This is a genomic window from Streptomyces sp. NBC_01320 (assembly GCF_035974375.1).
Classification (GTDB): Bacteria; Actinomycetota; Actinomycetes; order Streptomycetales; family Streptomycetaceae; genus Streptomyces; species Streptomyces yanii.
Genome location: NZ_CP108390.1, coordinates 10628772 through 10654879, shown reverse-complemented (window position 1 = coordinate 10654879; position 26108 = coordinate 10628772). Strand labels below are relative to the sequence as shown.

At 70.0% G+C, this 26108-nt stretch carries 23 protein-coding genes and 1 pseudogene; 11 read left to right on the top strand and 13 right to left on the bottom strand.

Going from position 1 to position 26108, the window contains the following annotated elements; translation table 11 throughout:
* Positions 1–10 precede the first annotated feature (10 nt).
* Positions 11–1212 (top strand): annotated as a pseudogene (locus OG395_RS48575) (RNA-guided endonuclease InsQ/TnpB family protein).
* Between the two features lie 28 nt (positions 1213–1240).
* On the opposite strand, the gene OG395_RS48570 reads toward OG395_RS48575, so the two are convergent.
* Positions 1241–2560, bottom strand: a complete 1320-nt coding sequence (locus tag OG395_RS48570; protein WP_327248621.1) for an aromatic ring-hydroxylating oxygenase subunit alpha — start codon at positions 2558–2560, stop codon at positions 1241–1243.
* Positions 2561–2835: 275 nt separating this feature from the next.
* Between OG395_RS48570 and fdxA (OG395_RS48565) the strand changes: the two genes are divergently transcribed.
* The 3 genes from fdxA (OG395_RS48565) to OG395_RS48555 all read left to right on the top strand — a co-directional run bounded on the left by fdxA (OG395_RS48565) (position 2836) and on the right by OG395_RS48555 (position 5044).
* Positions 2836–3114, top strand: coding sequence for a ferredoxin (gene fdxA, locus OG395_RS48565; protein WP_442818804.1), 279 nt, complete (start codon positions 2836–2838; stop codon positions 3112–3114).
* Positions 3111–4109 (top strand): NAD(P)/FAD-dependent oxidoreductase, encoded by a 999-nt coding sequence (locus OG395_RS48560; protein ID WP_327248620.1) that lies wholly within the window; start codon positions 3111–3113, stop codon positions 4107–4109. Before fdxA (OG395_RS48565) ends, OG395_RS48560 begins: the two co-directional genes overlap by 4 nt.
* A 149-nt stretch (positions 4110–4258) precedes the next feature.
* The gene (locus tag OG395_RS48555; protein ID WP_327248619.1) at positions 4259–5044 is read left to right on the top strand and encodes an IclR family transcriptional regulator; all 786 of its coding nucleotides are present in this window, start codon (positions 4259–4261) and stop codon (positions 5042–5044) included.
* Positions 5045–5121: 77 nt separating this feature from the next.
* Here OG395_RS48555 and OG395_RS48550 read toward each other — a convergent pair whose 3' ends face one another.
* From OG395_RS48550 to OG395_RS48535, 4 genes are read right to left on the bottom strand one after another with little or no spacing between them, the layout of a single operon-like run.
* Positions 5122–5478, bottom strand: a complete 357-nt coding sequence (locus OG395_RS48550) for a cupin domain-containing protein (protein WP_326793601.1) — start codon at positions 5476–5478, stop codon at positions 5122–5124.
* Complete coding sequence (locus tag OG395_RS48545) at positions 5475–6248, bottom strand: HpcH/HpaI aldolase family protein (RefSeq protein WP_327248618.1); 774 nt, start codon at positions 6246–6248, stop codon at positions 5475–5477. Before OG395_RS48545 ends, OG395_RS48550 begins: the two co-directional genes overlap by 4 nt.
* 28 nt (positions 6249–6276) lie before the next feature.
* Positions 6277–7440, bottom strand: coding sequence for an amidohydrolase family protein (locus OG395_RS48540; RefSeq protein WP_327248617.1), 1164 nt, complete (start codon positions 7438–7440; stop codon positions 6277–6279).
* Positions 7441–7467: 27 nt separating this feature from the next.
* Positions 7468–8328, bottom strand: a complete 861-nt coding sequence (locus OG395_RS48535) for a fumarylacetoacetate hydrolase family protein (protein WP_327248616.1) — start codon at positions 8326–8328, stop codon at positions 7468–7470.
* Positions 8329–8667: 339 nt separating this feature from the next.
* On the opposite strand from OG395_RS48535, the gene OG395_RS48530 reads away from it, so the two are divergent.
* The 5 genes from OG395_RS48530 (at position 8668) to fdxA (OG395_RS48510) (ending at position 13272) form a co-directional block, all read left to right on the top strand.
* Positions 8668–9720, top strand: coding sequence for a zinc-binding dehydrogenase (locus tag OG395_RS48530; protein WP_327248615.1), 1053 nt, complete (start codon positions 8668–8670; stop codon positions 9718–9720).
* Complete coding sequence (locus tag OG395_RS48525) at positions 9717–10829, top strand: methyltransferase family protein (protein ID WP_327248614.1); 1113 nt, start codon at positions 9717–9719, stop codon at positions 10827–10829. The genes OG395_RS48530 and OG395_RS48525 overlap by 4 nt, the downstream gene beginning before the upstream one ends.
* Positions 10826–12229 carry an amidohydrolase family protein gene (locus tag OG395_RS48520; RefSeq protein WP_327248613.1) on the top strand — a complete coding sequence of 468 codons (1404 nt, stop codon included), beginning with the start codon at positions 10826–10828 and terminating at the stop codon, positions 12227–12229. The genes OG395_RS48525 and OG395_RS48520 overlap by 4 nt, the downstream gene beginning before the upstream one ends.
* Positions 12230–12307: 78 nt before the next feature.
* Complete coding sequence (locus OG395_RS48515; protein ID WP_266991823.1) at positions 12308–12775, top strand: VOC family protein; 468 nt, start codon at positions 12308–12310, stop codon at positions 12773–12775.
* A 164-nt stretch (positions 12776–12939) separates the two neighbouring features.
* Positions 12940–13272: a ferredoxin gene (fdxA, locus tag OG395_RS48510; protein ID WP_442818696.1), complete on the top strand. Its 333-nt coding sequence runs from the start codon at positions 12940–12942 to the stop codon at positions 13270–13272.
* Between the two features lie 99 nt (positions 13273–13371).
* On the opposite strand, the gene OG395_RS48505 is transcribed toward fdxA (OG395_RS48510), so the two are convergent.
* The 8 genes from OG395_RS48505 to OG395_RS48470 all read right to left on the bottom strand — a co-directional run bounded on the left by OG395_RS48505 (position 13372) and on the right by OG395_RS48470 (position 22452).
* Positions 13372–13755, bottom strand: coding sequence for a nuclear transport factor 2 family protein (locus OG395_RS48505; protein WP_327248612.1), 384 nt, complete (start codon positions 13753–13755; stop codon positions 13372–13374).
* A gap of 41 nt (positions 13756–13796) precedes the next feature.
* Positions 13797–14711: an ABC transporter permease gene (locus OG395_RS48500; RefSeq protein WP_327248611.1), complete on the bottom strand. Its 915-nt coding sequence runs from the start codon at positions 14709–14711 to the stop codon at positions 13797–13799.
* Positions 14708–15886: an ABC transporter permease gene (locus tag OG395_RS48495; RefSeq protein WP_327248610.1), complete on the bottom strand. Its 1179-nt coding sequence runs from the start codon at positions 15884–15886 to the stop codon at positions 14708–14710. Before OG395_RS48495 ends, OG395_RS48500 begins: the two co-directional genes overlap by 4 nt.
* Complete coding sequence (locus OG395_RS48490) at positions 15883–17439, bottom strand: ABC transporter ATP-binding protein (RefSeq protein WP_327248609.1); 1557 nt, start codon at positions 17437–17439, stop codon at positions 15883–15885. The genes OG395_RS48495 and OG395_RS48490 overlap by 4 nt, the downstream gene beginning before the upstream one ends.
* Positions 17440–17468: 29 nt before the next feature.
* Positions 17469–18563, bottom strand: coding sequence for a BMP family ABC transporter substrate-binding protein (locus tag OG395_RS48485; RefSeq protein ID WP_327248608.1), 1095 nt, complete (start codon positions 18561–18563; stop codon positions 17469–17471).
* Positions 18564–18814: 251 nt separating this feature from the next.
* A complete protein-coding gene (locus OG395_RS48480) occupies positions 18815–20194 on the bottom strand; it encodes an amidohydrolase family protein (protein WP_327248607.1) in 1380 nt (459 codons plus the stop codon).
* The gene (locus OG395_RS48475; RefSeq protein ID WP_327248606.1) at positions 20191–20502 is read right to left on the bottom strand and encodes a hypothetical protein; all 312 of its coding nucleotides are present in this window, start codon (positions 20500–20502) and stop codon (positions 20191–20193) included. Before OG395_RS48475 ends, OG395_RS48480 begins: the two co-directional genes overlap by 4 nt.
* 501 nt (positions 20503–21003) lie before the next feature.
* Positions 21004–22452, bottom strand: a complete 1449-nt coding sequence (locus tag OG395_RS48470) for an aldehyde dehydrogenase family protein (RefSeq protein WP_327248605.1) — start codon at positions 22450–22452, stop codon at positions 21004–21006.
* A 73-nt stretch (positions 22453–22525) separates the two neighbouring features.
* On the opposite strand from OG395_RS48470, the gene OG395_RS48465 reads away from it, so the two are divergent.
* Positions 22526–23608 carry an NAD(P)-dependent alcohol dehydrogenase gene (locus tag OG395_RS48465; protein ID WP_327248604.1) on the top strand — a complete coding sequence of 361 codons (1083 nt, stop codon included), beginning with the start codon at positions 22526–22528 and terminating at the stop codon, positions 23606–23608.
* Between the two features lie 142 nt (positions 23609–23750).
* Positions 23751–25970 carry a cytochrome P450/oxidoreductase gene (locus OG395_RS48460; protein ID WP_327248603.1) on the top strand — a complete coding sequence of 740 codons (2220 nt, stop codon included), beginning with the start codon at positions 23751–23753 and terminating at the stop codon, positions 25968–25970.
* Positions 25971–26108: the final 138 nt, after the last annotated feature.

The window sequence follows — 26108 nt, the reverse complement described above, 5'->3', positions numbered from 1 at the left end:
GCATTAGTTTGTGAGCGTGACCACGAACCATGTGAGGCGGGCGTTCAAGTACCGCTTCTATCCGACGGATGCGCAGGCAGCTGAGCTGTCGCGCACGTTCGGGTGCGTGCGGAAGGTCTACAACCTGGCGCTTGCGGCCGCACGGAGGCGTGGACGCGGCAGGAGCGGGTCAACTACAACCAGACCTCGGCCCTGCTGACGGCGTGGAAGAAAACTGAGGAACTGGCCTTCCTCAACGACGTGTCGTCGGTGCCGTTGCAGCAGACGCTGCGGCACTTGCAGACCGCGTTCACCAACTTCTTCAGCAAGCGGGCCAAGTACCCGCGCTTCAAGTCCCGCAAGAAGTCCCGCCAGTCCGCCGAGTACACCACCAGCGGTTTCCGCTTCCGGGACGGCAGGCTGACTCTGGCGAAGATGGCCGGGCCGCTGGACATCGTGTGGTCGCGCCCGCTCCCCAAGGGGGCGAAGCCGTCCACTGTGACGGTCTCCCAGGACAGCGCCGGTCGCTGGTTCGTCTCCATGCTGTGCGACGACCCCACCGTCAAGCCGCTCCCCGCCACGGATGCGGCGGTCGGTGTCGATGTCGGTCTGAACCACCTCCTGATGCTCTCCACCGGTGAGAAGATCGCTAACCCGAGGCATGAGCGCACGGACCGTGCCCGGCTCGCGAAGGCCCAACGCACCCTTGCGCGCAAGGCCAGGGGTGACGGCGCCAACCGCAGGAAGGCCCGGCTGAAGGTCGCGAAGATCCACGCCCGGATCGCCGACCGGCGCCGTGACGGCCTGCACAAGCTGACCACTCGGCTCGTTCGTGAGAACCAAACGATCGTGATCGAGGACCTGACCGTGCGAAACATGGTCAAGAACCGGAGCCTGGCCCGCGCCATCAGCGACGCGGCATGGGCCGAGTTCCGCAGCCTGCTGGAATACAAAGCCCAGTGGCACGGGCGGGAAGTGATCGCGGTCGACCGCTTCTTCCCCTCCTCCAAGCTGTGCTCCGTCTGCGGCACCTTGCAGGACAAGATGCCGCTGCACGCCCGCACCTGGACGTGCGCCTGCGGCACGACCCACGACCGGGACGTGAACGCCGCACGCAACCTGCTGGCCGCCGGACGGGCGGTGTCGGCCTGTGGAGCTGGTGTAAGACCTCAACGGAGAACTCCGGGCGGGCAGTCGGCGATGAAACAGGAAGTCTCACGGCGCGAGCCGTAAGAATCTCCCTCCTTCAGGAGGGAGAGCGTCAACGCACGTCCCTCCCCACCGGGAAGGAAGCCGGACGCTCGCCGTGGATCTCGATGCCGTCGTCGAACCCTATGGCGTCGATCCAGTGTCGCCAGAAGCCGCGCATCGCGCCTTCGTCGACCGACCGGCCCTGCGCTCCCTTGACCTCGTCGGCCATGCCGCGCGACATGTCGCTGAAGTCCAGCTCGGGGATCCCGGTGCCCGCCGTGGCCTGGATGCCGCGCTGGACCGCCTCGTACGCCTCGATGTCGTCGGGTGTGGCGAGGCCGCCCGGGCCGACAAAGCTGACGACCGTCTTCATGCGCAGGGCGCGCGTCTCCCGGTCCTCGGCGCGAGGGACCAGTTGCCAGGCGCGCACATCGGTCTGGTCGGGGGCCACCGGCTCCAGTTGGCGGATCGACAGGCCCTCGATGTCGAACAGCAGCAGGTTCGGGAACACGAACAGGATGTGGCTCTCGTCGGCCACGTGGTGCGCCCGTTTCTCCCCCAGCCGCTGGGTCATCTCGGCCCGGTGGGCGTCGGTGCGGACCCGTTCGGCCTCGCCGAAGCGCGGTTCCCAGATCATGCTGATCCGCCCGCCGTGCCCGGTCAGGACCAGCAGACCGTGGCCGTTGCCGAGGTTGTACGCGTACTGGTTGTCGTCGGTGACGGCGTAGCCGCTCTCCCGCAGGTAGCCCACGAACGTGTTGTGGGTCGGTGCGAAGTGGTACCCGTCCATCGCGTTCTCGACGGCGAGCTTCCAGTTGCCGCGCACGCTGTAGAGCTGCGTGCCGGGCAGTGTGGTCATGCCGCCGACGTGCTGCTGGTCGATCATCGTCAGGTAGTCGGCGGCGTCGCCGAGGTGTTCGAGCAGCGGCGGGACGTCGGGGTCGAAGGAGACGAAGACGAACCCCTCGTGGATCTCCAGGCGCGGCACGCCGCGCAGTCCCATGGAGGCCCGGAACTCGTCGCTCGACTCGTACGCGCCGGCGTCCGGGATGGCGGCGACCTCACCGTTGTTGCGGAACGTCCAGGCGTGGTAAAAGCACTGGAAGAGCCTGGTCGAGCCCTCGTTCTCGCGGCACAGCACGGTGCCGCGGTGCGGGCAGGAGTTAAGGAACGCGTGCACCTCGCCGGCGGTGTCCCGGCAGAAGATCAGCGGTCGACCGCCCAGAGTGCGGACCTTGAAGTCGTTGGGGTTGGGGATCTCGGTCTCGTGCCCGAGGTAGAGCCAGGTGTGCATCCACACCCAGCCGCGTTCCCTGGCGAACAGTTCCGGGCTCCGGTACGCCTCGCGGTTGACCCGGAAGGTGAGCTGGTCCCAGTCTTCGACGATCATCGTTGCTGGTGCGGTCCGGGGATTGCTTCCCATGGGGAGTTTGCCTCTCACAAGTCCCGACCCGAGCGGCATTCCGTGAGACGCCGTCTCGTATGTCGCATTAGCCTCCCTCGGTGAACTCGACGGTGTCAAGCATCCGTCGCACAGTTGACACTCCGACCTGACGCCGCCATCATCCAATTTCGCATTGAGATACACCGTCTCGCATTCTGCACGATCGTGTGAAGGGCAACAAGCGCGTGCCGTACGTCATCACCGACGCCTGCGTCGACGTCATGGACAAGTCCTGCATGGAAGAGTGCCCAGCAGACTGCATCTACGAGGGCGACCGGATGCTCTACATCCAGCCCGACGAATGCGTCGAGTGCGGGCGCTGCGAACCCGTCTGCCCGCAGATCTCCATCTACCACCACGAAGACCTGCCCGCGCACAACAAGCACTTCGAGCAGGTCAACGTCGAGTTCTTCACCCTCGGCACCCCACCCCTCGGCTCCCCCGGCGGAGCCCGCAAAACAGGCCGCGTCGGCCACGACCACCCGGAGGTGGCGGCGTGAGCGGCCACGCGGGCACGGACGCCGCCGCCGAGGTGTCCGTCGACCTGCTCATCGTGGGCGCCGGTCCGACCGGGCTGTACGGCGCGTACTACGCCGGTTTCCGCGGCATGAGCGTGGCGGTCGCCGACGCGCTGCCCGAGGTGGGCGGACAGATCGCCGCGCTCTATCCCGAGAAGCTCATCTACGACGTGGCCGGCTTCCCCGCCGTCCGCGGCCAGGAGCTGGTGGACCGGCTGGCCGAACAGGCCGACCAATGGAACCCCACCTATCTGCTCGGACACGGGGTCACCGAGCTGGACGACACCGCCGAGGGCATCGTCGCCGCCACCGACACCGGTACGCGGATCACCGCGGGTGCGGTGCTCGTGTGCGGCGGGATCGGCAACTTCATCCCCCGCGAACTCCCGGTGGGCTCCGAGTACCTGGACCGGGGGCTGCGGTACTTCGTACCGCGTCTGGACGAACTCGGCGGACAGGACGTCGTGGTGGTCGGCGGCGGTGACTCCGCCCTCGACTGGGCGCTGTCCCTGGAACCCATCGCCTCGTCGGTGACGCTGGTGCACCGGCGTGCCCGGTTCCGGGCCCATGAACGTACTGTCGAGCAGGTTCACGCCTCCTCGGTGCGGGTCCTCACTCCCTACGAGGTCGAGAAGATCCACGGCGACGGCGCGGTGTCGGAGGTCGTGGTCGCCACCTCCGACGGCGACCGGATCACTCTGCCCGCCCAGACCGTGGTGGCCGCGCTCGGCTTCATCGCCGACCTCGGCCCGATCGAGCGGTGGGGACTGGAACTGCGCCGTCGGCGCATCCTCGTCGACCGCACCATGCGGTCGAGCCGGGAGCGGGTGTACGCGGCCGGTGACATCGCCGACCACGACGGCAAGGTCACCCTCATCTCGATCGGTTTCGGCGAGGCGGCTCTCGCCGTCAACCACGTCGCCGCCCTGCTGGACCCGGCCCGTTCGATCACGCCCGGGCACTCCTCCGACGCGTAAGTCCCCGCACCGGACCACCGCCCGGGCACGCCGCGGCGCAGGGGCTCTCGCGCCCCCGCCGTTACACTCCCCGTACCACTACTCTATTCAATACGGCGTTTCATTTAGTGTCTTATGGCAAGCCAAGTGCGATTGGGAGCGATACGTTCATGCCCACAAAGGCGCAGGGCGGCACCGGCGAACAGGACGGCCCGGACAGGACCGCCCCGACGATCCAGACGGTGCAGCGTGCGGCCCTGATCCTCGGATCGTTCACGGTCGGCAAGCCGCACATGAGCCTCAACGAGATCACCGCGCGTCTCGGGGCGAGCAAGGCGACCGCGCACCGCTACACGAAGGCGCTGCGGGCGGCGAATCTACTCCGGTACGACGAGCGCACCTCGCTGTACTCACTCGGTCCCCAGGTGCTCACGCTCGCCTCGGCGGCGCGGGCCGGTCTGCCGATCGTGGCCGCCGCCGAGCCGTACATGAAGGATCTGGTCCGGCGTATCGACGAGACGATCGTACTGTCGGTCTGGGACGGTGAGTCGGCGACCGTGGTGCGCTCGGTGGACAACACCGACCACATGGTGCGCATCAGTGTCCGGGTCGGTTCGCGCCTGAACCTCACGTCCTCGGCACAGGGGCGCGTCTTCCTCGCGCTGCTGCCCCCTGAGCAGGTGCCGACCCTGCCGCGTTCCGTCCGCAACTCGCCCGAACTCAACGAGGAGCTGGAGGCCATCCGCCAGCACGGGCTGTCGGTCAACTCCCCCACGGTCAACGGAGTCCGCACCGTCGCGGCGCCAATCTTCGAGGGGGACAAGATCAGCGGGACGCTCGCGATCGTCGGCACCACGGCGACCGTGCCCGACGATGTCACGTCGCCGATGGCCCAGGCACTGCTGGAGACCGCCCGCGCGTTGTCGCAGCGGCTGGGCACCCCTGACAGCGGCTGACCGTCCTACGACGGCTGAAGGCCCACCGCGGTCCGCGGTGGGCCTTCAGCCATGGTCCGTGGCGGGCCGTCCGGCGCTCAGGGCAGCAGGTCGGCTCGCGGCGGGACGAAGAAGTCGATGTTCACGCAAGGGGCCTCGGTCGGCTCCACGTAGTGCTCGCTGCCTCGGGGAACGAGCAGGAACGAGCCGGCCCGCATGTCGTGCGCGACACCGTCCACGTAGTAGTTCGCGCGCCCCTCGGCGATATGGACCAGTTGGTCAAAGTCCTCGTGCCGGTGCGGGTTGAGTTCCATACCGACCTGCAGCTCGTGGTGGCAGATCATCACTTCGTCCGTCGCGTAGACGCGGCGACGTACCCCGGGCCGCACCTGGGTCGCCGGCAGCTCGTCCCAGCTGACGACGGTGTTGACCAGCGCTGCGTTGCGTGTGCTCATCGAGCTTCCTCTCCGGCGGTCGCCCGTAGGCCGGCCGCCAGCATCTGCAGGTCCGAACCGACCACGAGGTAGCCGGCGTCATCGAGGCCCAGGTCCGCCGCGGCGGCCCGGGTCGGCGCCCAGCCTCCGAACGCCACCCCCGCGGAACGGGCGGCGCCGTTCACCCGGTTCACCGCGGCGCGCAGCACCGCCGGGTCCGTCGGCAGACCCAGGTCCACCGCGAGGTCGGTGCTGCCGACGAAACACACGTCGAGAGCGGCGACCAGCTCCGGCAGAGGGTCGGTCCGCGCGGTCTCGATCTGGCCCACGAGCACCGGCGGGTCGTCCTGCTCGGCGCGGAGAAACCCGCCCAGCGGGGCCGCACCGAACCGGGCGGCCCGGTTGGCAAGGCTCACGGAGCGGCGGCCGGCCGGAGCGAACCGAGTGGCCGCCACGAGTGCCTGCGCCTGGGTGACGCGGGTGAGCATGGACAACTGGATCCCGGCCGCCCCGGCCTCCAGGAGCCGGTTGACGGCGGCGGCGTCCACCTCGGGCACCCGGACCAGGGTCGCCAGTCCGCAGGCGTCCGCGTGGCGCACCAGGTCGACGGCGTTCCGCTCGCTGAGGGTGGAGTGTTCGAGGTCGACGACGATGAACGCGAACCCGGCCGTCGCGGCCAGTTCCACCACGTCGGGCGACGCCAGCTTGACGAAGGTGCCGACGGCGGGTTTCCCCGCCGTGAGGGCCGCTCGCAGTCGGCGCCGCAGCGGATGGGCGGAACCGGTGGTCATGAGAACCTCCCCTGGGCGTGCCAGTTGGTCAGGCCGACCGCAGTCCTCGCCACGGCACGATGTCGACCTCGGCGCCACCGTGCAGCACCACGGTCGGCTCCAGGCGCGGCGCGAAAATCGTGTTGCCCGCGGCGTCGGGCAGAGTGACTTCGTCGGTCTCGGTGACGACGGTGACATCGGCCCGCCCGCCGACCTCCAGGCGCCCGTAGCCCTCGGTGTCGAGCCCGAGCAGTCGCGCGGGCTCGACGGTGGCCCGCCGGACGCACTCCTCCAGCGGCGCGCCGAGCGCGACCAGCTTGGAGATGCTGGTGAGCAGGTCGAACACTGGGCCGCGCCAGTTGCGCGCACTGGTGTCGGAGCTGAGCACATCGGGCAGGAATCCGTCGGCGATCGCCCGGCGCGCCACCTCGAAGCTGAGGTTGCTCCTGCCGTGGGCGGAGTCGAACAGCACGCCGCGCTCACGGGCCGCGGTGACGGCGGGCTGCACGTGGTCACCGTCGAGGATTCCGTGCGGCTTGCCGGTGTAGCAGTGCGCCACGATGTCGCCGGGGCGCAGGTGGTCCAGGACGACGGGCAGCGGCTCCGCGGTCTCGCCGATGTGCAGCATCAGCGGCAGACCGGCCTGTTCGGCCAGCGCCACGGACTTCTTCAGCAGCGACTCCCAGTTCTCGCCGACGACGTCCTCGGAGAGACGGATCTTGAAGCCGCGCACGATGTCGGGGTGGGCCTCGGCGGTCGCGAGCGCGTCCTCGGGGACCAGGGTGTCGGGGTTCAGCAGCTCACCGAATCTGAAGTCGATCAGGCCGAGCACGGAGACGTTGAGGAAGTTGACGATGCGCAGGGGGTTGGGCTCGACCACCAGCTTGCGAAAGGCCGCGAAGGTCGAGGCGCCGGCCGTGCCGGCATCCGCCGCCGCGACCACGCCGCGGCGCAGATGGGCTTCCTCGGCGGGGGCGCCGACGGCGGAGACGTGCTGGAAGATGTGGGTGTGGCCCTCGACGAGGCCCGGTAGCACGGTGGAGCCGGTGACGTCGATGGCGCGGGCCGCGTCGGCCGCCAGCCCCTCGCCGATCGCGGCGATACGGTCACCGGTGACCGCCACGTCGAGCCGGGCGTTCGTGGCCGATGCCGGGTCTATGACGGTGCCGCCCGTCAGGACGAGGTCGTAGGACGGCGCAGAGGAGTGGGACATCGGTTTCTGCTCCAGGGTGAGGGGCGGTCAGCCGACCTGTTCGATCGGCCGGTGGTCGCGCGGTGAGGCGTCCGAGGGACGCACGATGCGGGTGAGGAGGGGCAGCACACCGTCGACGGCGACTCGTACCTCGTCGCCGTCGGCGAGGAAGCACGCACGGTCCTGGCCGGTGCCGGCCGGGGTTCCAGTGAGAACGACATCGCCGGGTTCGAGCGCGGCGAACCACGACAGCCTGCTGAGCAGATCGGGGATCGGGAAGATCATCCCGGCGCTCGTGTCGTCCTGCAGAAGCTCGCCGTTGATCCAGGTCCGCACGCCGATGGCGTCGCGGTCCGCAAGATCGTCGGGAGTGCGCAGCGAGGGGCCGAGCGGTGTGAACCCCGGGTAGCTCTTGGCGAGGGCGGGGATGCCTGTGGTGCGCATGACATCACGGGCCGTCATGTCGTTTGCGGCGGTGATTCCGGCGACCGCGGGCCATACCTCCGACTCGCTCGCCTGGTACAGCCGGCGCCCCACGACGACCGCGATCTCCCCCTCGTAGTCGGGTTCGGTCGCGGCCCGCGGGATCACCACCTGAGCGCCGGGTGCCGATACGCCTGACGAGGCGGCCAGGTACAGGATCGGCTGCTCGGGCAGTCCCCGGCCGGTCCGGGCCGCCTTGGACACGTAGTTGAGTCCGACGCCCCACACCGCGCGGGGGCGGCCCAACAGCGCCGTAAGGGTGACCTCTTCGAGCGGGATGCGCCGACGCACCGGGCAGGAGGCCAGACAGCGCAGCGAGCCCTCCTGCTGAAGGACCGCTCTGACGTGTGGAAATGCAGTGTCCAGCAGGGCGGCAGCCCCGTCCTCGATCCGGCCCAGGCCGGCCTGCGTCGTCACTACCTGCATGACAGGCATCTTTCAATGCGAGATGGCATCATGTCAAGCGATACGCAAGTGCGGACTGAAGGCATGCGAGGACTCCTGTCCGGACAGCGTTGGACGAGGTGTCGGAGGTGCGCCGACCTTGACGGACGCCGGTACCGGGCTCGCCGGGTTCACGGCGACTTGGTAAGGAGCATTGACAACCCTCGACGGGCGCCATAGCGTTCCGGCCCACTTGGTCGATGGGCAACAAATCGGCCAGGGGGAGCGTTTTCGGCGCTCCGCGGAGACCGTTGCATGCCGACCAGGCGTGCAACGAGCTGGCCGGCGACAGAAGTCACACAGCCAGCGGAGGTCTCTCCCATGAAGGTTGTACTCCATCAGACACACGGCGGACCTGAGGTGCTCCAGGTCGCCGAGGTCCCGGTGCCCGAACCGGGACCGGACGAGGTGCTCGTACGCGTCGCGGCCTGCGGCCTCAACCACCTCGATGTCCTGCAACGACGCGGGCCCGGGCTGATCCCCGGCTTCAAACTGCCGCACGTGAGCGGCATGGACATCGCGGGCACCGTGGCGGCGGTCGGCCCGGCGGGCAACGGGCGGGCGGGCAAGGCGGCAACGCTCGCCGAGGGCACGCGCGTCGTGGTGAACCCGGCCGTGCCGTGCAATCGTTGCGAGAACTGCGCCGCCGGAAAGGACGGCGGATGCCCGAGCGCGGGTGTCATCGGCGCCACCCTGGCCGGCGGCTACGCCGAGTACGTTCTCGTCCCGGCGGCCAATGTGCACCACGTGCCGGACGAGGTCGATCTGGTCGACGCGGCCGTCGTGCCGACGATCTGGATGACGGCCTGGCACGCGCTCATCGAGATCGGCAAGGTCCGCCTCGGCGAGACGGTGCTGATCCACGCGGCGGGCAGCGGTGTCAGCACCGCGTTGATCCAGTTGGCCAAGGCCGGCGGTGCCCGCGTGGTCACCACGGTCAGCTCGGACGCAAAGACCGACTACGCACGCGGCCTGGGTGCCGACGTCGTGGTCAACTCGACGACCGGAGACGTCGTGGCGGCCGTGCGCGAGTTCACCGGCGGGCGGGGCGCCGACCTCGTACTCGATCATGTCGGCCCGGCCACGTGGAACACCGGCATCTACAGCCTCGCGCCGCGCGGGCGACTGGTGTTCCTCGGCAACACCACAGGCAACCGGGCCGAGTTCGACCTGGTCTACGCCTACCACTTCGGGCTGCGACTGCTCGGCTCGGACCCCTACGACCGCCGCGAGTTCGCCGCGATGCTCGACGCCTACTGGGCCTCGACGTTCCGTACCCCGGTCGACAGCGAGTTCCCGCTGACGGAGGCCGCGGCGGCACAGCAGCGGATGGAGTCGCGGCGGGCCACCGGCAAGATCGTGCTGCGCCCATGAACACGACGAGCGCCACCCCGGCCGGACCGGCTCCGGTATGGGACGTGATCAATGGTTTCACGTCCTACTGGGCGCTCTCGGCCGCGCTCGACCTCGGCCTGTTCGACGCCCTGGCGGAGCACGCCGATTCCGGGAAGGGCCTGGACGCCAAGCAGTTGGCGGCCTCGATCGGTGCGGCCGAGGACGCCCCGGTAACCGTGCTGGCCGAGACGCTCGTCGCACTCGACCTGCTCGCCGCCGTCGGGAGTCGCTTCCGGCTCACGCCCGTGGCCGAGCACTACCTGGTGTCGTCCGCGCCTGCCTCCATGGCCGCACTCGTACGGTACTCCCCCGGGCCGCCGGTAGCCTGGCCGGGCCTGGCCGAAACCATCCGCACCGGCGCGCCCGAGCCCGCCGTGACAGCCGACCTGACCGCGCTGTACCCGGCGCTCGTGCGCGCCACCGGCCCGACCCAGGCCCGCGTGGCGAGCGCTGTCGCCGCCGAGTTGGAGCGCCGCGGGTGGTGGCCGAGGCAACCGACGGTCGTGGACCTCGGCTGCGGCTCGGGGGCGTGGCTGACTGCACTGCTGCACACCCGGCCCAGCGGCACGGTGATCGCGGTCGACCGGCCGAACGTGCTGCCGATCGCCGAGCAGGCGGCCAGGGAGGTCGGCCTGCGTGAGCATGTGATCACCGTCGCCGGCGACTATCTGGAGGCCGATCTCCCGGTCGCCGCCGCCGATGTCGTCGTCCTGGCGCATGTGCTGCGCGCCGAACCAGCCGAGCGTGCCCGGCGGTTGCTCGCCCGCGCGGTCGAACTGGCCGGTGCGGACGGGGTGGTCGTGGTCGTCGACTACACGCGTCCCGATCCGGCCCGCACCCGACACGACGACAGCGGTGGCGAGGACGACGGTGTCGGCGAGGACCGCAGCGCCGTCTGTGTCGCCGCGCGCCACGAACTGCTGCTGTCCCTGACGATGCTGGCCTCGACAGCGGGGCTCGGTGTCACGGTCGCGGACCTGCGCGCGTGGGCCGAAGCGGCCGACGCCGAGCTGGTCGACTCGTTCGAGCCGGTGCCGCGCCAGCACGTCCGCCTCATCCGCTCCCGCACCCCGGAGGTCACTTCGTGAATTCCCCGAACACCACGGCACCCGCCGACACCCTGATCGTCAACACCCACGTCGTGACCATGGACGACTCCCGCCGCGTGATCAGCGACGGAGCGGTCGCCATCCGGGGCGACCTGATCGTGGCCGTCGGCAAGACCGCCGACGTGACCGCCCAGTGGCACAGCGACACCGTCATCGCCGGTGAACGGTTCGTCGTCACCCCGGGGCTGATCAATACGCATGTGCACATCACCGGCGAACCGCTCACGCGCGGTTTCGTCCCGGACGACACCCCGTTCCTGGAGAACGTCTTCGAATGGCTCACACCGATCCACACGTACTACACCGAGGAGGACGAGCACATCTCCGCCCAGCTCGCGGCGCTGGAGATGCTCAAGAGCGGCACCACCGCGTTCCTGGAGGCCGGCACGATCCGGTTCATCGACCCGGTCGTCGAGGCCCTCAGCGAAATCGGCATTCGCGCCCGAGTCGGACCGTGGGCGTGGGATCTGGTCCCCACGCCGGAGGTGCTGCGCATGTCGACCGCACAGGCGATCACGCGCCTCGAAGACTCGATGGACCGGTACGCCTCAGTGGCCGACGGCCGTATCCAGGCATGGCCCATCATCATCGGCCACACCTGCTGCAGCGACGAACTGTGGCGGGCGGCGAAGGCCCTGTCGATCGAGTACGGCACCGGGTTCAGCTTCCACATGTCGCCGGCGGCGATGGACCCCGAGGGGTTCCTCGCGTCGTACGGACAACGGCCAATGGTGCACCTCGACAAGCTCGGCGTGCTGGGCAACAACGTGATCCTGACCCACGCCGTTCACGTCGACGACGACGAGGTCACGCTGCTCGCCCGCACCGGGACGAGCGTGTCGCACTGCCCGACCACGGCGCTGAAGGTGTCGTACGGCGTGACCCAGATCGGCAAGTTCCCCGAGATGGTGGAAGCCGGTGTCAATGTAGCGATCGGCACCGACGGCAACAACGCCTCGAACTACCACGACCTGATGCGCGCGACCTACCTCGTCGCCGGTCTGTTCAAGGACGCCCGGCGTGACGCCACGATCTTCCCGGCCGAGGACGCGTTCGCGATGGCCACCCGCAACGGCGCCCGCGGACTCCAGGCCGAGCACGAGATCGGCTCGATCGAGACGGGCAAGAAGGCCGACCTGGTGCTGCACGACACCAACCGGCCGGAGTGGCGGCCACTGCACAACGTCGCCAACCAGCTCGTGTGGTCGGCCGACGGGCGGGGTGTGCACACCGTGTTCGTCGACGGGCGGCGCGTCGTTGACAACTACCGCTGCACGACGATCGACGAGGACGACCTCCTGCGCCGCGCCCAGATCGCCGGTGAGGGCATCGTGGCCCGCTCCGGCCTGCCCGACCGGGCCAAGTGGCCCACCGTCTGACCGCACGGCTGCGCGTCGCGGTCGCGCCGAACGAAACGAACGACACGAACGACACGAACGAATGAGGAGAGCAGAACCATGGCAGAACTGACCGAACCCCGCTGGACCCATGTCGCCATCCCGGTCAGCGACCTGGACCAATCGATCGAGTTCTACGAACGCATCACCCCGTTGGTGCTGGTCACCAAGAACGACGACGACAACGGGCGCAGCGCCTGGCTGTCGAACAAGGGCCAGGTCGACTCGGCGTTCGTCCTTGTCCTCGCCGAGTTCTTTCCCGAGGTCGGGGCGCGCTTCGGCATCGAGCCGGGCAAAAAGGTGCCGACGCTGGCGCCGTTCGCGCACATCGGTATCGAACTGCCCCACCGCGAGGACGTGGACGAGGTCGCGGCGAAAGCGCGCGAGACGGGCAACCTGCGGTGGGAGCCGGTGGACATGGCCGCCCACATCGGGTACATCTGCGCCGTGAACGACCCCGACGGCAACACCATCGAGTTCTCGCACAACCAGAAGGTGTTCTCGACCATCCAGGAGCTGTGGGGCTGAGCGTCAGCAGTTCTCAGGCTGAGCATCAGCAGTTCTGGGGCCGAGCCGGGAACCGACCGCACGCTCCTCGGCCGCCCCGCTGGTCATCGGCGGTGGCGTCGGCGATCGGGTCGGCCGAGAGCCTGCGGTGCCGGCGCCGCCATCATCCTGTTCCGCATGATCGTGTGAAGGGCGACAAGAGCGTGCCGTACGTCATCACCGACGCCTGCGTCGACGTCATGGACAAGTCCTGCATGGAAGAGTGCCCAGCAGACTGCATCTACGAGGGCGACCGGATGCTCTACATCCAGCCCGACGAATGCGTCGAGTGCGGGCGCTGCGAACCCGTCTGCCCGCAGATCTCCATCTTCCACCACGAAGACCTGCCCGCGCACAACAAGCACTTCGAGCAGGTCAACGCCGAGTTCTTCACCCTCGGCACCCCACCCCTCGGCTCCCCCGGCGGAGCCCGCAAATCAGGCCGCGTCGGCCACGACCACCCCCACGTAGGAGCGTGACCGCCACGCGACCACGGACATCTCGGACCCCGGCCGCAGCAGTTGCGGGCCGGGGTCGCGGTGTGTGCGCCTGCCCTCGCGGTGTCTTCCCGAGGGGTGTCACGCCAGTTGGCGCCGCACCTCGCCGCTGTCCCAGTAGTCCGTGCGGCGCGTGATGAGACCGCCCGCGACGGTGAACACGAAGACCCCGCGGACGCGCACGGGGCGGTCGCCGACCGAGCGCATCCGGAACGTCATGACGTACGGCACCGCAGCCGACTCGCCGTCGACGAGGAGTCTCTCGGGCACATAGCGCAGGTCTGCGAAGTCCTCCAGGAACCCGGTCAGGGCCGCGCGGTACTCTGCGCGGCCCTTGCGGCTCCGGCCCATCGACGAGGTGTGTTCGTTGACGAAGTCCTCGGCCACACAGGCCGCCACGGCGTCGGCGTCGTGCGCGTTCAGCGCGGCCAGGTACGCCTCGACCGTGGCGCGGGTGTCGTTCACAGTCGGCCTCCTCGTTTCGCCCGCACGGCGTCCACGCGCCGTCAGGTCGAGCCGCGCTGGAAGGGCCGGCCGAGTGCGGCGGGTTCTCGGTGCTGGGTGGCGAACAGCAGCATGGCGAGAAGCGCGAGCAGATACGGGGCCGCGACGAGGAGCTGGGCGTTGAGGGTGACACCGAGCGCGGGGAGGGCCAGGCGCATCGCGTCGGAGAGGCCGAACACCAGGCAGCCGAGCAGGGTACGGCCGAGCCGCCACGCCCCGAAGATCACCGCGGCGATGACGATGTACCCGCGTCCGGCGGTCATGTTCTGGTTGAACGATCCGACCTCGCCGACCGCGAGGTACGCGCCCCCGAGACCGGCGAGTGCGCCGCACCACAGCAGGGCCTGCCGGCGCCGCACACCGACCTTGATACCCGTGACATCGGCGGCCTGCGGGTTCTCCCCCACCGCCCGCAGCTCCAGGCCCCAGCGGCTGCGGTCCACCAGCCACCAGGTGAGCGGCACCAGCAGGATCAGCAGGTAGGCGGGCCAGCGTCCGGAGAACAGCGCCTGGCCGATGAGCGGGATGTCCTTCAGCAGCGGGATCGACAGCACCCCCACCTGGTGCGAGGCGAACTGCTGGGTGGTGATCAGGTAGCTGGTGAGCCCGAGCACCAGCGCGTTCAGCACGAGGCCGACGACAAAGGTGTTGATCTGGGCACGGTGGGAGAGGTTGCCGTGCACGAAGCCGATGACGATGCCGGTCACCACGCCGACCGCGAGACCGGTGGTGGCGCTGCCGGTCGCACTCGCGGTGGCGATGGAGGTGAACGCGGCACCGAGCATCATCGCCTCGACGGAGATGTTCATCGCTCCGGCGCGCTGGGCCAGGTACTCACCGCAGGCTGCGAACGCCAGCGGCACGGTCAGCCGGACACCGCTCGCCAGAATGGTCGTGGTGTTGTCCAGAACGCTCACACGGCCGCCTTCATCTTGGTCGGGACAGCGGGCAGGGGGAACGGCGTCGGCGGTGTGGCACCACGCCGTCCGCGGAGGAGGCCGACGAGGAGGGGCGGTGCGACGAACGCGAGGACGAGCAGCGCCTTGACGATGTCGACGAGGTAGTACGGCACCCCGGTGGCCGAGAGGAAGTCCCCGCCCGCCCGCAGCACAGCGAACCCGAACGACACCGGTATCGCGATCAGGGGCCGGTTGCGTGCGACGAGCGCGACAAGCAGGCCGTCCCAGCCGACGTTGTCCGAGAGCCCGGCCTGCAGCCGGTTGGGGCTGACAGGGCTGGCCAGCAGCAGCCCTCCCGCCAGCCCCGCGAAGGCGCCCGACAGTGCCAGGGTGAAGCCGCCGAGCGCCGCCACCCGGACTCCGGTGTGCTTGGCCGTCAGCGGATTCAGTCCCACCATGCGTACCCGGAAGCCCCACCGGCTGCGGCTCAGCACCAGCGCGACACCGACCGCGGCGACGAGCGCGAGGAACAGTCCCGCGTTCAACTGCACCGAGGGGTACTGCCCGAGGCCGCCGAGCAGGGCGTCGGCCGGCAGGGGGTTGGACTGCGCGTCGGCGATGCCCGAGGAGCCCTGGGCGCTCTCCTGGAGCCACGGGGTGCTGACCGCGAAGGTGACGAGCTGGATGGCAAGGAATGTCATCAGCAAGGTGCTCACCACGACGTTGACACCGCGGAAGCGGTACATCAGCGCGCTGAGCGCGGCCCAGAGGCCACCGCCGACCGCCGCGGCGGCCATCACCACGACCACCAGCATCGGGCCGGGCAGGGCCAGCCGCAGCCCGACCCAGGCGCCGAACAGACCGCCGATGAGCACCTGTCCTTCCTGTCCGATGTTGAAGGTGCCGGCGGAGGCACAGATGGCCGCGCCGACCGCCACCAGCAGCAGCGGCGCGGCGTTGAGCAGCGTCGTCGTCCAGCCGGTGGTGTTGGCCAGACTTCCGGTCCAGATGGCGGACAGCGAGGCACTCGGCGAGGCACCGGTCAGGGTGAGCAGGAGCGCGGACACGCCCAGGGCGACGGCGACGAGCACGATGGTGAGACCCGCGGTCAGCCAGCCGTCGCGGCCCGGTCGGAGATGGGCGAGGACGCGCCGGCCGAGATCGTCCGGCGCCATCGTCGGGACGGCTCTCATGCTGCCTCACCGCCCACCAGCATGCCGAGGCGTTCGGGGGTCGCCTCGGAGACGGGGAGCGCTCCGCTGATCCGCCCCGAGGAGATCACCGCGATCCAGGATGCAAGGGCCATGACTTCCTCGAGTTCGGTGGAGATGAGCAGCACTCCGACGCCTTCGTCGGCCGCTCTGCGCAGCCGGGCGTACATGTCCTCGATGGCACCGACGTCAAGCCCGTGGGTGGGCTGCGCGGCCACCAGGACCCTGGTGCCGCCGGACAGTTCCCGGGCGAGGACGACCCGCTGCTGGTTGCCGCCGGAGAGGCTGCGCACCGGCGCGTCCAGCGACGGCGTGACGATGTTGAACTCGTCCGCGAGACGGCGGGCCCGGGCGAGCGTCGCGCGCCGCCGCAGCAGGAACCGGCCGCTGACCTCGTCCAACGACTTCATCGTCAGGTTCTCGGCAACGCTCATGTCAAGGACAACGCCGCTGTGGTGCCGGTCCTCCGGCACGATGCCGAGACCGGCCTTGGACAACGCGCCAGGCCGGGTGACATCGACGCGGTTCCCGGCGACCTCGATGGTGCCTTCGGTCGGCGCGACCAGCCCGGCGAGGACATCGCCGAGGATCGACTGGCCGTTGCCCTCCACGCCGTAGAGGCCCACGATCTCGCCCGCGCCCACGGTCAGATCGACGGAGCCGAGAACCTCGACCCCGCCCTGCACGACGGTGAGTCCGGCGAGGCGCAGCACGGCCTGCTGCCGGTCGTGCGCCCCGTCGTGGCCGGCGCGCGTCTGCTGCACCGGCAGCAGGCCGAGGGCCGCGCCCTCCTCGCCCAGCGACACCTCACGGCCCACCATCTGCCGGGCGAGCAGTTGTGGAGTGGTGTCGGACGTGACCGCCCGGAAGGCGACACGGCCCTTGCGCAGGACCGTCACCCGGTCCGTGGCCTGGGCGATCTCGGCGAGTTTGTGGCTGATGAGGATCACGGCGCGGCCCTCGTTCGCCACCACGCGGTCGAGCACGGCGAACAGTTCCTGCGATTCGGCCTGGGTCAGCACCGAGGTCGGCTCGTCCAGAATCAGGATCTGCGGGTCGCGTCGCAAGCACTTGACCACCTCGACCCGCTGCCGCTCGCCGGCCGAGAGCGCGTCGACGCGCGCCTCGGGGTCGACGGGCAGCCCGTATCGCGCGGAGACCTCGGCGATGCCGTCGCAGACGGCCTGCTTGTTCACCTTGCCGGTGTCGCCCAGGGCCACGTTCTCCCACACGGTCAGGCCGTTGATGAGGCTGAAGTGCTGGTGCACCATGCCGATGCCCAGTTCGACCGCTTCCTGCGGGCTGTCCAGTGCGACCTTCTCACCGCGCACCAGGACGGTGCCGGTGTCGCGCCGGACCAGCCCGAGCAGGACCTTCATGAGGCTGGACTTGCCTGCCCCGTTCTCACCCAGGAGTCCGTGGATCTCGCCGGCGTCGACTCTGAGGTCCACGGCGTCGCAGGCCGTGACGGATCCGTAGGATTTGGTGATGCCGCGCAGTTCGAGGATCGGAACCGCTGAGGTCGTCGGTGTCATCGCTGATCTTCCTCGTGGGTGTCGGCACGTCAGCCGAGGCGCTCGACCTCGGCCGCCGGGTCGATCTCCTTGCTGCCGATCTTCTTGATGAACTCCGCGAGTTGCTGGTCTTCGTCGCCCTGTCCGTCGCAGATCTTGACGGTCGGGTAGGGGTCGACGCCCAGTTGCCACGCGCGTGTCGTGCCCATCTTCAGGTTGTCCTTGGCGAACTCCTCCAGCGCGGCGCGGAAGTAGTCGCCCGGGCTGAACATCACCGAGATGTCGAACTTGGGGCGGTTCGAGTCGCACCGGTCGGTGCCCGGGGTGAGGGTCAGCGCGCCACCCGCGTTCGCGAGGTTCGCGGAGGCGTCGGTGGCGCCGCCGAGGTAGGGGTAGATGACCTTGACGCCCTGGCTGAGTTGCGCCTGGGTGGCCTCCTTGGCCTTCGCCGAGTCGTTGAAGTCGCCGGTGTAGGTGGTGGTCAGGGTGGCCTTCGGCACGACCTCCCGGATCCCGGCCAGGAAGGCCGTGGAGGCGGCGACGCTGAAGTCGGCCTTCAGACCGGTGATGAACCCCGCCTTGGTGTGGCCGGCCGCCTTCATCTTCAGGCCTGCGGCGTAGCCGGCGACGAGCATGGACTGGTTGGGGTCGTCGGTGGACAGCACGATGCGCGGGGTCTGGTCGATGTTTCCCTGCATCGGCACATACCAGGCGGACTTGGCACAGACCGGCTCCTCCGAGGCAGGGATGGCGGTCTTCAGCTCACTCGCGCCGAGCGCAACCAGGTCGACCTGCTGCTGGCACAGCGCGCGTGCCGCGGTGAGCGCGTCGCTCGGGGGCACGCTGCCGCGTTTGACGACCGTCCAGCCCTTCTCCTTGGCAAAGGCGTCCGCCGAGTCGACGAAGCTCTGGTAGTAGCCGCGGTCGTTGATGTCGCCAGGGCTGAGGACACCGATAACGACTTTGCCGTCGCCGTTGACATCGGGCCCCTTGAGCCCGGAGCCGCTGTCGCTGCCGCCGCTCGCCCCAGGGGTGGCCTTGGGCGCCGTCGCCGCGTTGTCGGCGCAGGCGGACAGCGCGAGGGCACCCGCGAGGGCGAGGCCTGCCGCGGCCACACGACGCCGGAACATGCTGTGTGAAGTCATGTGCGTGGGTCCATTCACTGGGTGGCACCGCCCCGTCGGGGCGGTCGTGGCGGCGGGGGGTGACGGTGCGTCGGCGGGTTCGATGCCTCGGTGTGGCTCGGCACGGGAGACACGCTTGTGCGGGAAGGGGGTTCCTCGCTCGCGGCGACGCACCACGGAGGAGTCATCGGTGGTGATGCGGGCGCGCTCGGCGCGCGGGTTGTGTGCTGCCGGGAAGCGGAATGTCTACGACGTTCAACGGTGGGCACCTTTCACCGGCCCGCGGCCGACTCCGTGGGCCAGGTCGGGCGGGGTGCGCGACCCGCGCGCCGCAGGAGGGCGGCGGAGCGGTCGGCGGCAGCGGCTGCGAGGGCGTCCGGATCAACGCCTGTCGGCCGCCGGTCACGGACGACCACGCGGCCGTCGACCAGCACATCACGAACGGTGCGCGACACATGACCCCATACGAGCTGGCGGGCCAGATCGCCCCGGGGTGTCCAGGCGGGGTCTCTGGTATCGAGTACGACGATGTCGGCCGCCTTGCCCACTTCCAGGGAGCCGATCTGGTCGCCCAGACCGATCGCCTCGGCGCCGTCGACCGTCGCGAGCGCGAACGCCTGCTCGGCGCGAATCGGGTCGGGCGGGTCACGGTCGCGTTCCAGCGCGGCGAACAGGTAGGCGGCCAGGAGAATGTCCGGGGCATCGCCCGCGTTGTGCGCGTCGCAGCCCAGCGCCACCCGGCCGCCCCTCCGCACCAGTTCGGCGTGGCGCGAGGCGCGGGTGTACCCCTGGGCGAGCCGCAGATAGGCCCCCGGGCAGGAGACGACCGAGGTGCCGGTCTCCAGGATCGCGTCGACCTCCGCGTCGTCGAGCCACACAGCGTGCCCCAGCAGCAGACGCGGGCCAAGTACGCCCAGCTCACGGAAGTGGACCACCGGCCGACGCCCGCACCGCAGCGCGTATGCCTCGACGTCCGCGGGTCCCGGCGAGATGTGCCAGGTCAGCCCCATGCCGAGACGTTCTGCCAGGCTCGCGGCCCCGGTGAACAGTTCGTCGCTGGCCAGGTCGTGGCCGACGAGTGTCACCCACCCGGTGACCGGTCCGGTGACGGGCAGGGACCGGACGATGTCCTCCTGCCGGGCGAGCACCTCGTGCGCGGGCGCGCCGAGCGGCACGTCCTTGGCGTCCCAGCCCCAGCCGCCGACCCGTGCGCGGACACCCGCCGCGCCCAGACCGGCGGCGACGCGTTCGGGGTATGCCACCGTGCCCGGCTCCAGCACCGTGGTGATGCCCCGGGACAGACACTCGACGGCGGTGATGGTCGCGGCCAGTTCGTCGTCGTCACCGTCGGCGTGGGCGTGCAGCGGGACGATCCAGTCGAAGATCGACTCCTGCGACCCGATGCTGTCCGGGATCGTGCTGCGTACTAGGGGGTCGACGGTCGTGTGCTGGTGTGCGTCGATCAGGCCCGGGATGACGACACAGCCCGACGCGTCGATCTCCCGCGCTCCAGGGAAGCGGGCGCGCAGTTCCTCGGCCGTACCGAGCGCGGCGATGCTGTTCTCCGACACGGCGACCGTGGCACCGATGAGGACGCGCCGCGCGGAGTCCATCGTGACGACGTCGCCGCCCACGATCAGCAGGTCGCTCATGGGTTGATCACGCCCTTGCCGATGGGTGGATGCGGGCGGTCGGCGCGGGCGGTGAGCGACCGGGCCCCGGGGTCTTGGACGACCGAGCCGTCCGCAGCACCGGTCGTCGCCTCCGATGCGCCGAAGGCCGTACCCGGCACGTGCGCGGGACAGCGGCCAGGGGTCGGGCCCGCGCCCTTGACCTGTGGCAGGGCCGGGCGGTTCGGCCCACGGTACGCGACGTCGACGAGGTCGCTCGGTCTGCGTTTCCGTTCCGGGACGTCCTGCGGGAACGCCCCCCCGTACCCGCCGAATTCGGTCTGCACCATGGCTCGCACCGCGCAGCCTCCTCACCTTCACCCGTCTCGCATTGCGAGTCGGTGGAACGTATTGTGAGGTACTCTGCCGCCGCTGCCCGATGGTGTCAACGCTCCTGCACCACTTCTTCGCCTCGTCGGCGTTTCACTTCTTCACAAGGCCGACAGCCCAGGTGGCGACGGGTGGAAGCGGGTTAATAGACAGCCGTCGCCGGGCCGCGAGGCAGCTCGGCGACGAGCGAGATGCCGGTTCCGCGTCCGGCCGACAAGGAATGAGCGAGTGCCGTTGCAGCGCGAGGTCGTGAGCCGCTGTCCGTGCGGTACAGTGCCGCCCGGCGCCCACGCGCACGGATCACCCGGACCAAGGGCCGGCACACACCGCTGTCGTCCTCGGGCACGCGCGGGCGGTGCCACGGTCCGCCGCCCGCGCGGCGGGTCAGTCACCGGTCCGGGTTCCGGACCGCTTATCCGGCGCTCCGGCGGTGACCCCCGTCGCACCCGTCGTGTCCGGTCTCAGCGGGCCAGCAGCCGGATGGCCACGCCCTTCTCCTGGGTGTACTCGCGCAGCGCCGCGTACCCGCCGCCCCTGCTGAAGCCGCTGTCCTTCTGCATGTTGAACGGAAAGCCGATCACTCCGGCGTCGTGGAACTGGTTGACCGTGACCTGCCCGGAGCGGACGTCCTTCGCCAGCCGCAGCGCCCGCGAGATGTCGTTGGTCCAGAGGCATGCCAGGAGACCGAAGTCGGTGGCGTTCATCAACTCTGTCGCCTCGGCGGTGTCGCGGAACGACTGGACAGCGAGAACCGGGCCGAAGACCTCCTCGCGGGCGACGCGCATGCGCGTCTCCACGCGGTCGAACACGGCCGGCTGGACGAACCACCCCTCGTCGGCGGTTCCGCCACCGGTGACCAGCCGAGCCCCCTCGCGAGGCGCTTGCGCCAGAAAGCCGCTGACGCGGGCGAACTGCGCGGCACTGACCAAAGGTCCCATGTCCGGGTCGGCCTCCCACGGCCCGGTCGTGACCGCGGCCATGGCGGCGGCGACCCGCTCCACTACCTCATCGTGCACCGACGCCTCCACGAGCAGCCGGGAACCGGCGTAGCAGTTCTGCCCCGCGTTCTCGGTGATGGAGGTGACGATCGCGGGAATCGCCGTGTCGAGGTCGGCGTCGGCGAAGAGCACGTTCGGCGACTTGCCGCCGAGTTCCAGCTTCACCGGGACGAGGTTCTGTGCTGCGGCCGCCATGATCGCCCGCCCGGTGGCGGTGGAGCCGACGAAGCTGATGTGGTCGACCCCCGGGTGCGAGGTGAGGGCGACGCCCGCCTCGGGGCCGAGGCCCGCCACGACGTTGATCACACCCGCCGGGAAACCGGCGCGGCGGGCGAGTTCGGCGAGTGCGAACGGGGCCAGCGGTGCGATCTCGGACGGCTTGAGGACGACGGTGTTGCCCGCGGCGAGCGCCGGCGCCATGTTCGCGGCGGTGAGCACGGCGGGGACGTTCCACGGGATGACGATGGCGCACACGCCGTACGGCTCGGGAACCGTGTAGCCCAGGTAGTCGGGACTGCGGGTCGGCAGCGTGACCCCGGTGAGCTTGTCGGCCGCGCCGGCGAAGTAGTCGATGATGCCGTGGGCGATGTAGATGTTCGCCCGCCCCCCGGACAGGGGCTTGCCGACGTCCTGCGCCTCGACGGCCGCGAGCGCCTCGATCTCGGCGATGACGAGGTCGGCCCAGCGCCGGATCAGCGCCCCGCGCTCGCTCGGGTTGGTCGCCGCCCAGGCGGGGAAGGCGCGGCGCGCCGCAGTGACCGCGTCGTCCACATCGGCGCGGCCCGCCCGGGCGACCTCGGTGATCACCTGCCGGGTGGCCGGATCGAGGACGTCCAGCGTGCCGCCGTCGCGGGCCGCCACCCACATGCCGTCGATGAAGTGCTGGGAGGAAGGAAAGCCAATAGCCGCCATGAAGGGAGCATTGACCGGCCCTGTCACGCATGTCAATATGCAGTCTCGCTTTGTGAGGCGCTGAGGAGGCCCCGTGCGTGCCACCGCCGCTCTGCTGGAGCAGCCCGGACAGCCGTTCGTCCTGACCGAAGTGGACCTGGAAGATCCCCGCCCGGACGAGGTGCTCGTCCGCGTCGCCGCCGTCGGTGTCTGCGGTACGGACCTTGAGTTCGCCCGCTTCTTCCCCACGCCCGCGCTGCTCGGGCACGAAGGGGCGGGCATCGTCGAGAAGGTCGGCGCACAGGTCACCTCCGTACGTCCGGGCGACCACGTCGCCATGTCCTTCACATCGTGCGGTACCTGCACCCTGTGCCTGACGGGCTCGCCCGCCTACTGCCGCAGCTTCGACGCGGTGAACTTCTCCGGCCGCCGGCCCGACGGCTCCACCGCGGTGACCCACGGGGGGCTGGAGGTCAACGCACACTTCCTCGGTCAGTCCTCGTTCGCCAGCCATGTCGTCGCACCGGAGCGGGCGGTCGTCCGGATCGACCCGTCGTGGGACCTGCTGCGGACCGGACCGTTCGGCTGCGGCTTCCAGACCGGAGCGGGCGGTGTGCTCAATGTGCTGCGGCCACGCCCCGGCTCGTCGATCGCAGTCTTCGGGGTCGGGGCCGTCGGCGTGGCCGCCGTCATCGCCGCCTCGCTGAGCGGCTGCGAGGTCATCGCGGCCGTCGACGTGAACACGGCCAAGCTCGAAGCGGCCCGCGGCTTCGGAGCCACGCACTGCGTCGACTCCTCGGCCGAGGGGACCGCCAGGCAACTGGCCGACCTGGTGCCCGAGGGGTTCGACTTCGTGATCGACACGACTGGGCGCGAGGACGTCCTGCGCACCGCCGTGGAGGCTCTCGGGCCGCTCGGTCACGCCGGTGTCATCGGCGTCGGCCCCAGCGAGACGATGAGCTTCGACTGGCGCAGCATCCTCAACGGACGCACGGTCACCGGCATCGTCGCCGGGTCCAGCCTGCCGAGACTGTTCCTGCCGCAGTTGCTCGAACTCAACGCCAGGGGCCGGTTCCCGGTCGAGAAGATGATCACCTACTTCCCGTTCGAGCAGATCAACGAGGCCGTCGCAGCAGTCCGGTCCGGCTCGGTCGGCAAAGCCGTGCTGACCTTCTGAGCCGACCTTCTCGGCGTTCCACGAGACGTTGTCAGGCTCAGCGGCACGCCTTAGGGTGACCGACACCGATGAGGCTGCTGACATCCGGTGGCGCGGCCGGACAACACCGCGCACAGTTCCGAGCACGTGGAGCGTGCCCACCATGTCCGCTGACTTCGACATCGCTTCCGACATCGACTTCGACCACCACTCCGACGAGGCCAACGCCGATCCGGTCGCCTACTACGCGGGCTTCCGTGAGAGCTGCCCGGTAGGCCGCTCGGCTGCCCATGGTGGTTTCCACTACACGACGCGGTACGCCGACGTGGCCCGTATCGCCCGCGACGACGCGACGTTCTCCTCAGCTCGCGGCGACCACGGTGGGCAGGGGGTCGGCATCGTCATCCCCAAAGGACCTGGGCTCGAACAGTATCCGATCGAGCTGGACCCGCCGCGTGCGACCGAGTACCGGGAACTGATCAACCCGCTGCTGACCCCGGAGGCGGTCGGCCAACTGGTTCCCATGATCGAGCGCCATGCCGCCCGCGTCGTGGACGACTTCATCGAGCTGGGCTCCTGCGACTTCGTCCGCGACCTCACCAACCCGCTGCCCGCCGCGGTCACCCTGGACTGGCTGGGCTTCCCCGAGGAGGACTGGGCAAAGCTGGCCGGGCCGATCCACGACATCTTCGCCGCACCGGCCGACAGTGAGCGCGCCGTGCGCGGGGCCGCGGGGCTGGCCTATATGGACCAGCGCATCCGCGAGTTGATCGCCGAGCGCCGCTCCGCACCACGGGCCGACGCGGTCAGCGCGCTCGTTGCCGGCCGACGCGCCGACGGCAGCGCGTTCGGCGAGGACGAACTGGTGTCGGTGATCGGCCTGCTCATCGCGGGCGGCGTCGACACCACCACCTCCCTGACCGGATCGACGCTCGTCCACCTCGCCCGCCACCCCGAGCAGCGCCGGCGGCTGATCGACTCCCCCGATCTGCTGGACAGCGCAACCGAGGAATTCCTCCGCGCGTTCGCCCCGTCGCAGTCGATGGCGCGCACGGTCACCAGGGAGGTCGAGGTCGGTGGCTGCCCGATGCACGCGGGCGACCGGGTGCTGATCCCATGGGTCGCCGCGAACCATGACCCCGCTGTGTTCCCCGACCCCACGCAGATACGCCTCGACCGAGACGCCAGCCGCCACCTCAGCTTCGGCATCGGATCGCACCGGTGCGCCGGCGCCCACCTCGCCCGGGCCATGTTCCGCGCGATGATGACGCAGGTCCTGACCAGGCTGCCCGACTACCGGGTGATCGAGGAGGGGCTCGTTGCCTACCCCACGCGCGGCAACCAGTCCGGCTGGGACGCGGTCCCGGCGGTCTTCGCGCCCGGCCCCCGGGCGGCAGCGACGGCAGGCACGGCCCGCGCGCTGAGCACGCCCACCCCCCTGCGGGTGACCGCGGTGCGTGCCGCGACCGAGGACGTCGTCGCCGTCGACCTCGGCCTGCCGGACGGAGGTGAACTCCCCGCGTGGCGGCCCGGGGCGCACGTCGAGCTGCGTCTGCCCTCGGGCCGACTGCGTCAGTACTCGCTGTGCGGTGACCCGGCCGACGCCACGACCTGGCGCATCGGGGTCCTGCGCGAGCCCCAGGGGCGGGGCGGTTCGGCCGAACTCCACGAACTCGCCCGCCCCGGAGTCACGCTCGCGGTACGCGGGCCGCGCAACCACTTCCCGCTCGCCGAGGCGCCGTCCTACCTGTTCCTCGCCGGCGGCATCGGCATCACACCGATCCTCGCCATGGTCCGCGAGGCCGCGGCACGTGGCACGCCCTTCACCGTCGTGTACGGCGGACGCACCCGCTCGACCATGGCGTTCGCCGACGAACTCGCCGCCGTCGCCGCCGACGCGCTCACCCTGCTCCCGCAGGACGAGGCCGGGCTGCCGGACCTCCCCCGGCTGCTGGGCGGGCTGGACGCGCACACCGCCGTGTACGTATGCGGGCCGACACCGATGCTGGCGGCAGTCGAGCGCGAGTGCACCCTCCTGAATCTCACCGACCGGCTGCACCTGGAGCGCTTCACCGCAGGCGACGACCTCGAAACGACGTTCGACGCCACAGAGAACCGGACCTTCGAAGTCCAACTCGCGCGCACCGGCGGCACGCTCACCGTACCGCCCGACCGCCGCCTCATCGAGGTCCTGCGCGATGCCGTGAGCGGCCTGTCCTACGACTGCGAGAAGGGATACTGCGGCGCTTGCGAGACCCGCGTCCTCGCCGGGACACCGGAGCACCGGGATTCCGTGCTCAGCAACGAAGAACGCCTCGCCGGGCGCACCATGATGATCTGCGTCGGGCGCTGCCAGAGCGACCGACTCGTCCTGGACCTCTGACCCTGCTGGCCGACGGACCACGTCCGTCGGCCAGCCCCCTGACACCGGTTGACTCCCGCGTGGCCGGCAGCAGGCGCGAGGTACTCCCGTCGACCAGCACTGCGGCCGAAGGCACACGCCCAGAGCACCCTCGCGCTC